This is a genomic window from Microbispora sp. H10830, assembly GCF_014161375.1.
In the GTDB taxonomy this organism is placed as follows: Bacteria; Actinomycetota; Actinomycetes; order Streptosporangiales; family Streptosporangiaceae; genus Microbispora; species Microbispora catharanthi.
Map to the genome: position 1 here is coordinate 142,711 of NZ_JABBWX010000020.1, position 11,225 is coordinate 153,935.

At 72.1% G+C, this 11,225-nt stretch carries 6 protein-coding genes and 1 pseudogene; 5 read left to right on the plus strand and 2 right to left on the minus strand.

Features of this window, described 5'->3' with window-relative positions:
• Positions 1–11 precede the first annotated feature (11 nt).
• From HHX35_RS36850 to HHX35_RS36865, 4 genes are all read left to right on the plus strand, one after another.
• On the plus strand, positions 12–2,984 hold the full coding sequence (locus HHX35_RS36850) for an AAA family ATPase (RefSeq protein ID WP_182903228.1): 2,973 nt from the start codon (positions 12–14) through the stop codon (positions 2,982–2,984).
• A gap of 107 nt (positions 2,985–3,091) precedes the next feature.
• The gene (locus HHX35_RS36855) at positions 3,092–3,607 is read left to right on the plus strand and encodes a MarR family transcriptional regulator (RefSeq protein WP_310739550.1); all 516 of its coding nucleotides are present in this window, start codon (positions 3,092–3,094) and stop codon (positions 3,605–3,607) included.
• 3 nt (positions 3,608–3,610) lie between these two features.
• Positions 3,611–4,861 (plus strand): epoxide hydrolase family protein, encoded by a 1,251-nt coding sequence (locus tag HHX35_RS36860; protein WP_182903229.1) that lies wholly within the window; start codon positions 3,611–3,613, stop codon positions 4,859–4,861.
• A gap of 268 nt (positions 4,862–5,129) precedes the next feature.
• Positions 5,130–5,921 (plus strand): ThuA domain-containing protein, encoded by a 792-nt coding sequence (locus HHX35_RS36865; protein ID WP_182903230.1) that lies wholly within the window; start codon positions 5,130–5,132, stop codon positions 5,919–5,921.
• 170 nt (positions 5,922–6,091) lie between these two features.
• Here HHX35_RS36865 and HHX35_RS36870 read toward each other — a convergent pair whose 3' ends face one another.
• Positions 6,092–7,597 (minus strand): aldehyde dehydrogenase family protein, encoded by a 1,506-nt coding sequence (locus tag HHX35_RS36870; protein WP_182903231.1) that lies wholly within the window; start codon positions 7,595–7,597, stop codon positions 6,092–6,094.
• 38 nt (positions 7,598–7,635) lie between these two features.
• A complete protein-coding gene (locus HHX35_RS36875; protein WP_182903232.1) occupies positions 7,636–10,599 on the minus strand; it encodes a helix-turn-helix transcriptional regulator in 2,964 nt (987 codons plus the stop codon).
• A 376-nt stretch (positions 10,600–10,975) separates the two neighbouring features.
• On the opposite strand from HHX35_RS36875, the pseudogene HHX35_RS36880 reads away from it, so the two are divergent.
• Positions 10,976–11,225 (plus strand): annotated as a pseudogene (locus HHX35_RS36880) (glycoside hydrolase family 11 protein); the annotation flags it as partial.

Below are 11,225 nucleotides of genomic sequence, written 5' to 3' on the forward strand. Positions count from 1 at the left end.
GAGCCCCTCATATGAGCACGGCCCTCCCACCGAAGCACCACGAGGGGCTTCGCGAGCCGGGGTCGGGTCCGGTGGACCGCGACCCCCGCACCAGGAAACGTCTGCCGCTGTGGGACCGGACCAAGTTCCTGATCCTGCTCGCCGTCGCGTTCGGCGTGCTGCTCTGGAACCAGATCGCCACGTACGAGGGCATCATCTCCCTCTACGACGCCTTGGTGATGACCGTCCGGGACGCGTCCTGGGTGCTCTGGCTTGCGGGCATCGAGGTGGTCCGGCAGATCCACTTCCTGATCAGCGAGCGCTCGGCCGGCTACCACCGGTTCTGGACGCAGAAGGTCTTCGGCGGCTGGAACCGCTGGACCCACCGCAGGTTCAACGACTGGAACCGCTACCGCATCGCGCGGGCCGTCAAGTGGGTCGTCTGGATCGCGGTCATCGCGCTGGTGCTGGGCAAGCTGCAGCAGGTCTCGCCGCTGGAGGCGCTGTACAGCGTGCCGGCCACCGTGTGGGGCTTCCTCCCCATGGTCCTGCAGCTCGTGCTGATCATGGTGGTCGCGGTCGGGCAGTTCGTGGCGATCTTCTGGTTCCTGTCGCGGGGCGGCGTCGACGTCTACTACCCCGACGACATCAAGACCCGCTTCTCCGACGTCTGGGGCCAGGACCACGTCGTCGAGCGGGTCAAGGAGAACATCGTCTTCCTGGAGAAGCCGGACGAGATCGAGGCCAGGGGCGGCTACGTGCCCAGCGGCATCCTGCTGTGGGGCCCGCCCGGCACCGGCAAGACGCTGATGGCCGAGGCGGTCGCGGGCTCGACCGGCAAGCCGTACGTGTTCGTCGACCCGGGCGCGTTCATCAACATGTTCTTCGGCGTCGGCGTCCTGAAGGTCAAGTCGCTGTTCCGCAAGCTGCGCAAGCTGGCCCTGCGGTACGGCGGCGTCATCGTCTTCTTCGACGAGGCCGACTCGCTCGGCAACCGCGGCGCCCTCGCGCAGGGCGGCCCCGGCGGGTGGGGCAGGTCGGTGCCGGCGCCGTTCGAGGGCTCCGGTTGCAACGGCTTCGCCTACCTCGACCCGCACACCCGCACCGCGCTCGGCCGTCACGCCGCCGGTCCGGCCGCCGAGGCCGCGCGCCCGCGGACGCCGCGCACCGGCGCCTTCGTCAACCGCGTGATGTACGGCGCGGGCATGGGCGGCGGCGGTGGCGGCATGGGGACACTGGAGGCTCTGCTCACCGAGATCTCCGGCCTGAAGAAGCCGCGCGGCTTCGTCAACCGCTACGTGCGCAGGCTGCTCGGTATGCGGCCCAAGCCGCCGCCGAAGTACCGCATCCTCATCATGATGGCCACCAACCTGCCCGAGGCCCTCGACGATGCGCTGCTGCGGCCCGGCCGCATCGACCGCATCTACAAGGTCGGTTATCCCTCGAAGGCGGGCCGGATCCGCACGTACAAGGGCTACTTCGACAAGGTCAGCCACCAGCTCACCGACGAGCAGATCGACAAGCTGGCCACGATCACGCCGTACGCCACAGGTGCGACGATCAAGGACCTGGTCAACGAGTCGCTGATCACCGCGATCCGGGACGGCCGCGAGACCATCACCTGGTCGGACGTCATGCGGGCCAAGCGGCTCAAGCAGCTCGGGCCGCCCGAGGACGTCGAGTACATCGAGCGTGAGCGGCACGCGGTCGCGGTGCACGAGGCGTGCCACGCGGTCGCCGCCTACCGCACCCGTCACCACCTGGAGATCGACCTGGCGACGATCGAGAAGGGCGCCGACTACCTCGGCATGGTGGCCAGCATCAAGCCGGAGGACCAGTTCACCCGGTGGAAGTCGGAGTACGAGGCCGACATCATGGTGTCCCTCGCCTCGCTGGCGGGGGAGCGGATGTTCTTCGGCGAGGACAACTCCTCCGGCGTCTCCGGCGACCTGCAGAGCGCCACCGCGATCACCGGGCTGATGGAGGCCCACTGGGGCATGGGCATCGGGGTGGCCTCGCTGCCGGCGCTGCAGGAGCTCGGCCTGCGCGAGGGCAAGGCGGCCCAGCCGCAGCCCGGGGGCGGCGGCACCGGCTTCACCGGCACTCCGGCGGGCGGGCGCGACGAGATGGTGCCCGACATGCTCCCCGAGCGCATCGAGTTCAACCTCAGCCGGCTTCTGGAGAAGACGGCCGAGCTGCTGCGCGAGAACCGCCGCGAGGTGCTGTCGGTCGCGCACGCGCTGGAACAGCACAAGACGCTCAACGGCGACGACGTGGTCGCGGTCATCGAGGGCAGGATGGGCCCGCTCATCGACGGCAGCGCCTACACCTCCGACGAGTTCTACGAGGAGATCGAGGCATACCACACGGCCGCGGCGGCGGCCCACAAGGCGCACAGCGAGGTCCCCGTCGAGCTTCCGCTGCCCCGGACGCGGGTGATCGAGGCGTCGGTCGTGGCGGCGTCCTCGGGCGGCGCCGCGCCGGTGCTGGTCGCCCCGTCGCCGAACGGCCTGGCCGGCGGCAACGGGCACGCCCCGGGGGTGCAGCCCGGCGTGGCGCAGCCGGACTTCGTGCCCTGGAACGGCACGCAGCCACCGGTCTCCCCGGCCCCGCTGCTCGGGGGGGCGCCCGGCGCGCGGTCCCGCACGTCGTACGGCGCGTTGTGGGCGGTCGTCGGCGTCGTCGTGGCGGTGGTGCTGCTCACGCTGCTGGGGGTGCTGCTCTTCGCCTCGCCGCGGGGCGCGGCCGGCGCCGGGGCCGCCGCCGCCGCCGTCGGGGGCGTGCCCGCCGGCACGGCCGTGCTGCTGGCCGTCGCGCTGGTCGCGGTGATCGGCGGCATCGCGGTCGCGGCCCTGCTGGTCCGGTCCCATCAGACGGGGCGGCGGCGGGCCGAGGAGGCCAGAGACCGGGCGGCCGAACGGGCGCAGTTGCTCGCGGCGGCCATGGACCCCGAGGTCGCGATGCGGCTGCTCGGCTACGACGGCAGGCGAGGCCCGGAGGCCTGAGGCGTTCTGCGATCCGATCCCCGGCGGGCACGGCCCGCCGGGGATCGGCGTTTTCCGGCCCGTTATTAACTTCAGTAACTTAATTAAGTTTCTGATACAGTTGCCGCGTGCCTGAGTCCGCCGAGCTGAGCATCGCCGGTCTGACCCGCGTGCTCGAAGACTTCACCCGCATGCACATCCGGCTGCCCGCGGAGCGGCGGCTGAGCTTCACGACCCTGTCCGTCCTCCACACGCTGGCGGGCGACGGCCCCAAGCGGCTCACCGAACTCGCCGGCAGCGAACAGGTCACGCAGTCGGCGATCACCCAGATGGTCACCAAGCTGGAGCGTGAGGGCCTGGTGGAGCGTCACCCCGATCCGTCGGACGGCCGGGCGGTCCTCGTCAGCGTCACGGCCGCGGGCGCCGCGATCGTGGACGGACGGCGCGCCGAGCGCATGGCCCGGCTCTCCGAGCTCGCCGACCGGCTCACGGAGGCGGAGCGGGCGGCCGTCGCGGCGGCGCTGCCCGCGCTGGCCCGCATGGTCGAACTGCACTCCACCGCGATCGGAGACTCACCGATCGAAGGGGAAGCCTGTGCGGGCGACTCCGGCACGGACACGCCGCGCGACAGTGCGAGGAGATGAACGATGCACCCCACCACCACCCCGTCCGCCGAGGCCCGGCCGTTCCCGCTGGCGCCCGCGCCGATCCACGTGCCCGACGAGGTGCTCGCCGACCTGCGGCGGCGCCTGGAGCTGACCCGCCTGCCCGACGACGCGGGCAACGACGATTGGCGCTACGGCGTGAGCGCCGCCTACCTGCGGGAACTCGTCGACTACTGGCGCGACGGCTACGACTGGCGGGCGGCCGAGGCCGCGATCAACGCCTACGAGCACTACCGCGTCGAGATCGAGGGCGTGCCGGTCCACTTCATGCGCAGGCCCGGCGCCGGTCCCGCCCCCACACCGCTGATCCTCACCCACGGCTGGCCCTGGACGTTCTGGCACTGGTCCAAGGTCGTCGATCCGCTGGCCGACCCCGGCGCGTACGGCGGCGACCCCGCCGAGGCGTTCGACGTGATCGTGCCCTCGTTCCCCGGCTTCGGGTTCTCCACCCCACTGCCGGGCCACCTCGGCATGAACTTCTGGAAGGTCGCCGACCTCTGGCACACGCTGATGACCGAGACGCTCGGCTACGAGAGGTACGGCGCGGCGGGCTGCGACGTCGGAGCCATGGTGACCGGACAGCTCGGCCACAAGTACGCCGGCGAGCTGCACGCCATCCACATCGGGTCGGGCCAGAAGCTCACGTTGTTCAACGGCGACCGGGGCTGGGATCTCAGCGGCGGCAAGCCCATCCCCGACGGCCTGCCCGCCGACGTCCACGCCCAGGTCGTCGCGTGGGAGAGGCGGTTCGCCGTCCACCTCGCCGCGCATGTGCTCGCCCCGAGCACGCTCGCCCACGGGTTGTCCGACTCACCCGCGGGGATGCTCGCCTGGATACTGGAGCGCTGGGCGAACTGGAGCGACAACGGCGGCGACGTCGAGACCGTCTTCACCAAGGACGACCTGCTCACCCACGCCATGATCTTCTGGGTGACCAACTCGATCGGCACGTCGATACGGACTTACGCCAACAACAACCGCTACCCGTGGACCCCGTCCCACGAGCGGCAGCCGGTCGTCGAGGCCCCCACCGGCATCACCTTCGTCGGCTACGAGAATCCGCCCGGCGTGAGCACGGACCAGCGGGTGCGGCACTTCCTCGACGGCGACCGCGCCGGCTGGTACAACCTCGTCAACCTCAACGCCCACGACCGCGGCGGCCACTTCATCCCCTGGGAGATTCCCGGCGAGTGGGTGGACGACCTGCGGCGCACCTTCCGGGGCCGGCGCTGACCCGTCCTTCACGCCGCGGCGAGGACCTGGGCGAACGGACTGTCCGCAGTAATTCTGATTCGGTCACGACTTTGTCCTACCTCAAACGAAAGTCGTTGAAACTTGGATGTAACTTCTTCCCACTCGTGACCAAAGAGGGTAACTTGGCGGCCACTTGAGGCCGTCGCCACCTTCCGGCGCACGACCCCGCCTTCGTCACCGGACCCGTGACCCACCCCTGGAGGTGGGCCACGGCGTCCAGGGCGCACGAGATGGAGGACTGTCACCCATGTCACGTAAGCGACTACTCGCTCTGGCGGCGCTGTCCGCGATCGTCGCGCCGGCGTTCGCCGGCGTCAGCGCGCACGCGGCCGGCGCGGACGACTCCGCGTTCCGCGTGCTGGTCTTCTCCAAGACCACCGCCTTCCGCCACGACTCGATCCCCGCCGGTGTCGCGGCGATCCAGAAGCTCGGTCAGGAGAACGGCTTCGCGGTGGACGTGACGGAGGACGCCACCCAGTTCACCGACGCGAACCTGGCCAAGTATCAGACCGTCGTCTTCATGTCCACGACCGGCGATCCGCTGGGCCAGCCCGAGCAGAAGGCGGCGTTCGAGCGCTACATCGAGAACGGCGGAGGATTCGCCGGCGTGCACGCCGCCGGGGACTCGGGCTACACCTGGGCCTGGTATGGCGGCCTCGTCGGCGCCTACTTCCGCAACCACCCGGCACAGCAGTACGCCACGGTGAAGATCGTCGGCCAGGGCGCGGCGTCCAACCGCGGGCTGCCGAACCGCTGGAACCGCTGGGACGAGTGGTACAACTACCGCACCAACCCGCGCGACGCCGGGGTGCGGGTGCTCGCCGCCCTCGACGAGACGTCCTACAACCCCGGCTCCGGCGCCATGGGCGACCACCCGATCGCCTGGTGCCACAACTACGACGGCGGGCGTGCCTGGTACACGGGCATGGGCCACACCAAGGAGGCCTACAGCGACCCGCTGTTCCTGAAGCACCTGCTCGGCGGCATCCAGATGACCGCCGGAGCGGCGAGCTTCCCCTGCGACCCCCACGACGACTGAGCACGCGCGGGGATCGTTCCACCGCGTGACGGGCGAGCGGCGGTGCCGGGGCCGATGCCCTGAGGCATCCGGACGAGGCACGTGACGGGCACGCCGTCCGGTGTGGTCACCGGGCGGCGTGCCCACGCGTGTCAGGGCCGCGGGTCGCGGGGCGGCGATCGGTCCTCGGGTCAGAGCCGGAAGCCCAGGTCGGGCGTGATCTCCGCCACGTCCATCTGGGCCTTCTGCAGGCGGCCCGAGTAGTCCCAGTTCATCGCCTGCCAGCGGGTGAACTGGTCGAGCACCCACATGCCGCTCTGCCTGCTGCCGTTGCCCGACTTGCCGTTCCCGCCGAACGGCAGGTGGGCCTCCGCGCCGGAGGTGGAGTTGTTGACGCTGACCATGCCGGCCGACACGCCCTCGCGGAACCGGAACACCGCCTTCGGGTCGGTGGTGTAGATGGACGACGACAGGCCGTATCCCGACCGGTTGGCCAGGGCGATCGCCTCGTCGAGGGTGGAGAACGTCGTCACGCCCACGATCGGGCCGAACGTCTCCTCCAGGAACAGCCGGTCGTCGGGGCGGACGCCGTCCACCACCACGGGGTGGTAGTAGAGGCCCTCGCCGTCCATCCGGCCGACCGGGCCCGGCAGCACGGTGTGGTGCGGCTGGACCCAGCCCAGGTACTCCTCGTATCGCTCGGCGAACTTGTGATCGAGCAGCGGGCCGTACAGCACGTCGCCGTTCGGGTCGCCGATCTTCGCGTCGCGCACGGCGGCGGTGAACCGGCGCAGGAACTCGTCGTGGACGTCCTCGTGGACGATGACCGTGCCGAGGGAGGTGCACCGCTGACCGGCGGTGCCGAAGCCGGAGAACAGGGCGCCCTCGGCGGCGAGGTCGAGATCGGCGTCCGGCATGACGACCATCGGGTTCTTGCCGCCGAGCTCCAGACAGGGCGACTGCAGGTGCCGCCCGCACAGCTCGCCGACGGCCCGGCCGACCGCGCTCGATCCGGTGAAGCCGACCTTCTGCACGGTGCCCTCGCCGAGCGCGCGATCAAGGCCCTCGTACGTCTGGCCGCCGTCGGCGAAGACGAGGTTGAGCACGCCGTCGGGCAGTCCGGCCGCCGCGAACAGCCGGTAGAGCGCGTGCGCGGAGGCCGCGGCGTACTCCGCGGGCTTCCACACCACCGTGTTGCCGCACAGCAGCGCCGGAACCAGATACCACGAGGGGACGGCCACCGGGAAGTTGCCCGCCGTCACGACCGCCGCCACGCCGACCGGGACGCGGAAGGTGAACAGGCTCTTGTCGGGCATCTCCGACGGCACGGTCTGCCCATAGAGACGGCGGCCCTCGCCGAGGAAGAAGTCGCAGGTGTCGACGATCTCGCGGACCTCGCCCAGCGCCTCGGCGTACGGCTTGCCGATCTCCTCGGTCACCAGCCGGGCCAGCGCCTCGGTGTTGGCCTCGACCAGGCGGCCGATCGACGCGATCACCCGTCCGCGCACCGGCGCGGGGACGCGCGCCCACTCCCGCTGGGCCGCCGCCGCGGCGCGGCAGGCGCCGGCGAAGTCGTCCGCGCCGGCGAGCAGGATGGTCGCCACCGTCTCCGAAGGCCGCGCCGGGTTCACGGACTCGTACGGCGTGCCCGAAGAGAGCTCCTCACCCGCGACGACGGAAACGATCTGCAGAGCCACCGCTGACCTCCGGAATTGTTGCTGGCGCCAAGCCTCGATTACACAGTATTTCCGTCCGCGGCGCCCGGCGACAGCCCCTCCTGCAGGGCGACGGCGGCGGCCTGGGTGCGGCTGGTCACGCCGAGCTTGGCCAGGATGTTCGAGACGTGCACGCTGACCGTCTTCTGCGAGATGAACAGCCGCGCGCCGATCTCCCGGTTGGCCAGGCCGCCCGCGACGTGGGCCAGCACCTCCCGCTCGCGCGCGGTGAGCGCGGACAGCCGCCCCGGCTCCCGTGCCGCTCTCGGCGGCTCACCGGCGGCGATCTCCTGTGCGTCGCCGTCGTGGGCGGCGGGGGAGGCCGTGGGGGTGGCCGCCGTCGGGTCGGGGAATCCGGCCCGCGCCCCGACCGCCCTGAGCGTCTCCAGGAGGGGCCGGGCTCCCAGCGCGGCGGCCACGTGCACTGCGCGCTCCCACTCGTCGCGGGCCGCCGTGCGGTCACCCGTCCGCAGCAGGCTCTCGGCCAGACGCCACCGCGACCGCGCCTCCTCGTAGACGAAGCCGAAGCCGAAGGCCTCGGTGGCGCGCCGCCAGACCTCCGGGTCCTCCGTGCCGTGGGCGCGGTGCCACTCGGCCTCCGCCCGGGCCAGCCAGGCGATCCCTTCCGGGCCCAGGCGGCCGCGCGGGCCGTTCGGCCCGTTCTCCGCCGCCCACCGCGCCCGGCGCAGCAGGTCGTCGCAGGGCTCGCCGGCCCGGCCGAGGTCGGCCAACGCCCACAGGCCGGTGGCCGCGATGCGGATCACACTGGGATCGAACGGCTCGAGCGCCGCGACGATCGCGTCGACGTGGTCGAGCGCGGTCTGCGGGTCGCCGCGCCACAGCGCCTGCTCGGCCGCCATGCCGCGTGCCATGTACGCGACCAGCGGATCCGGCCAGAACCGGGACAGCCACCGCAGTCTCTCGTCGGCGCCAGGGCGCCCCCGGCCCACCTCGGCGAAGAGGGCGAACGACGACAGCTGGGCCTCGGCCCTGGTGCCGACCCGGACGCCGAACCCTCCCGCCAGCCGCTCCGCGGCGTCCCAGTCGCCGTCGGCGTAGTGCACCAGGTAGTGCAGGAAACGCAGGTCGGTGCCGAACGTGCTCCAGGTGAGCCCGGTCTCCCCGGCGAGCCGTACGCCGTCCTCGGTGATGCGGGCGGCCACCGCGAGGGCGCCGTTCTCGTAGTGGATGCGGGCGAGGTTGAAGCGCGCCCGCAGGTCGATGGACAGGTCGCCCGAGGGGCGGCGGGTGGCGCGCGTGAGCAGGTCGACGGCGTGCTCGACGCTGCTCCCGAACTCCTCCTCGATCAGGGCGAGCGAGACGAGGGCGCTGACCTCCGCGTCGTGGGCGCCGGTCGCCTCCGCGACCTCCAGCGCCCTGGACGCCGTCGCCGCCGCCTCCTCGTCGTGGTACTGCCTGAAGAGGGCGCGGGCGTAGGTGGCCAGGGCCCTGGCCAGCAGCGGGCTATGCGGTGCGATGTCCACCGCCTCCCGGGCGGCCGCGATCGCCTCGGCCTCGTCGCCGCCCGCGTCCGCCAGATAGTAGGACAGCCGCTCGCCGGTCTCCGCGATCAGGACCGGGTCGCTCGCCTCGCGGCGCAGCCGCCGCACCTGTTCCGCCGCCCGGTGGTAGTCGCCGGCCGCGGCCGCCGCCGCGGCGCTGGCCAGCGCGATCCTCGCCCTGTTCTCCCCGGCCAGCCGTTCGGCCTCCGGCACCTGGTCCCAGACCTCGAGCGCCCGCTCGAAGTGCCGGTGCGCCTCCGCCGGCGCGCCGAGCCCGGCGGCCAGCCGCCCGGCCTCCACCGACGCCCGCAGCGCGCCCGGCAGATCGTGTCCGGCGAGGTGGTGATGGGCCAGCTCGGCGGGGGCGCCGCCGCGTTCGGCGAGCAGCGCGGCGAACGCGGTGTGCAGGCGGGTCCGCTCGCCCGGCAGCAGGTCGTCGTAGACGGCCTCCTGGAGGAGCGCGTGCCGGAAGGTGTAACCGTCGCTGCCCGCCGTGAGCAGCCGCTGCGAGACGATCTCGCGCAGCGCGTCCTCCAGCGGCAGGTCGCCGAGCCCGGTCGCGTCGCGCAGTAGGTCGTGGCCGACCCGGCGGCCGGCAACCGCGGCGACCCGCAGCACCTGACGGGCGGTCTCCGACAGGGTTTCCACCCGGGCGAGCAGCAGGTCGGCCAGCGTTCCTGGCAGCCGAGCCCGTTCGGCGCCGGCCGCCAGGAGTTCCTCGGCGAAGAACGGGTTGCCCCCGGCGCGCTCGATGACGGTCGTCAGGCCGTGTCCCGCCACCGGACCCGCGGGGCCCTCGCCGTACCGGTCGAGGACGGCGAGATACTCCGCCATCTCGTCGTCGCCGAGCGGCGGCAGCTCGACGGAGGTGACCAGCGGCAGCCGCCGCAGCTCGGCCAGGACCGGACGCAGCGGGTGGCGGCGGTGGAGGTCGTCCGTGCGGTAGGTGCCGACGAGGCAGACCCGCTCGCGCTGCAGCATGCGGGTGAGGAAGACGAGCAGGTCCCGGGTCGAGCGGTCGGCCCAGTGCAGGTCCTCGAACACGAACAGGACCGGCTGCCGTCCGGCCACCTCCGACAGCATGTCGAGCACCGACCCGAACAGGCGCTGCTGGGCGAGCCCCCCGGTGGTCCCCTCCGCCGGGCCCGCCTCGTCGCCGGGCAGCAGCCGCCGCAGTGCGGGACGGGCCGTGACGGCCGGACCGACCGGCCCGTCGGCGTCGGCGCCGCGCAGGGCGTCCGCGAGCGGCAGGTAGGGCAGGGCGTCGCCGAGCTCGGCGCACTGGCCGGTGAGGGTCACGAAGCCCCGCCGCTGCGCGAGGTCGCACAGCTCGGTGACGATCCGGGTCTTGCCGATCCCCGCGTCGCCGCCCACCAGGGCGACCCCCGCGAGCCCGGCCGCGGCGGCGTCGAGCACGCCCACGAGCCGATCGAGCTCTGCGGAACGCCCGATCAGCACCCTTTGGGGCGTACGCGCAACCACGCAGGTGAGTATGACACGCGACCCCGACAGAACCGGTCCCGCGCTTCCGCCCGCCCCGGCATCGCACGCCGCCGCATCCGGCCCCGAAGCGTGATCCGAAAGGCCGCTGAACTTTTCAGCGTCCGCCGAACCGTCCGTCGAGCGGTTGATCGCGTCGCCATACCTTCCACCAGGCTGAATGCCTCCTCTCGTGCGATGCCGGGTGGATGTACTTTTCCGGATCGTTTCGGGTGACGTTGACGACGCGGCGAGGTGGTCCGATACTTTCGCCACTACGCCGATACTTTCGGAATCGCGGCGCCGGCGCGGTGGCCGTCACTTCGGCCGCCCCAGCCCACGGTGCCTGTCCCCTCAGCCTCACGAGGAGGAAGCGCGCATGATCGACGCTCCCGTTCACTGGTCAGGCCGCAGACGCGGCGGCCTCAGGCTGCTCGTCGTCCGGGCCTGCGCCGTGGCGCTGGCCGCGGCTGTGGCGCTGCTGCCCGGCGTCGCCCACGCTGCCGTCACCACGAACCAGACCGGCACCAACAACGGCTACTTCTTTTCGTTCTGGACCGACAGCCAGGGCACGGTCTCCATGGATCTGGGGTCCGGCGGGAACTACAGCACCTCCTGGCGCAACACCG

Bases quoted from the DNA above. Each gene is read 5' to 3' on its own strand.
- HHX35_RS36850 (WP_182903228.1), top strand. From the start codon at position 12: ATGAGCACGGCCCTCCCACCGAAGCACCACGAGGGGCTTCGCGAGCCG.
- HHX35_RS36860 (WP_182903229.1), top strand. From the start codon at position 3,611: ATGCACCCCACCACCACCCCGTCCGCCGAGGCCCGGCCGTTCCCGCTG.
- HHX35_RS36865 (WP_182903230.1), top strand. From the start codon at position 5,130: ATGTCACGTAAGCGACTACTCGCTCTGGCGGCGCTGTCCGCGATCGTC.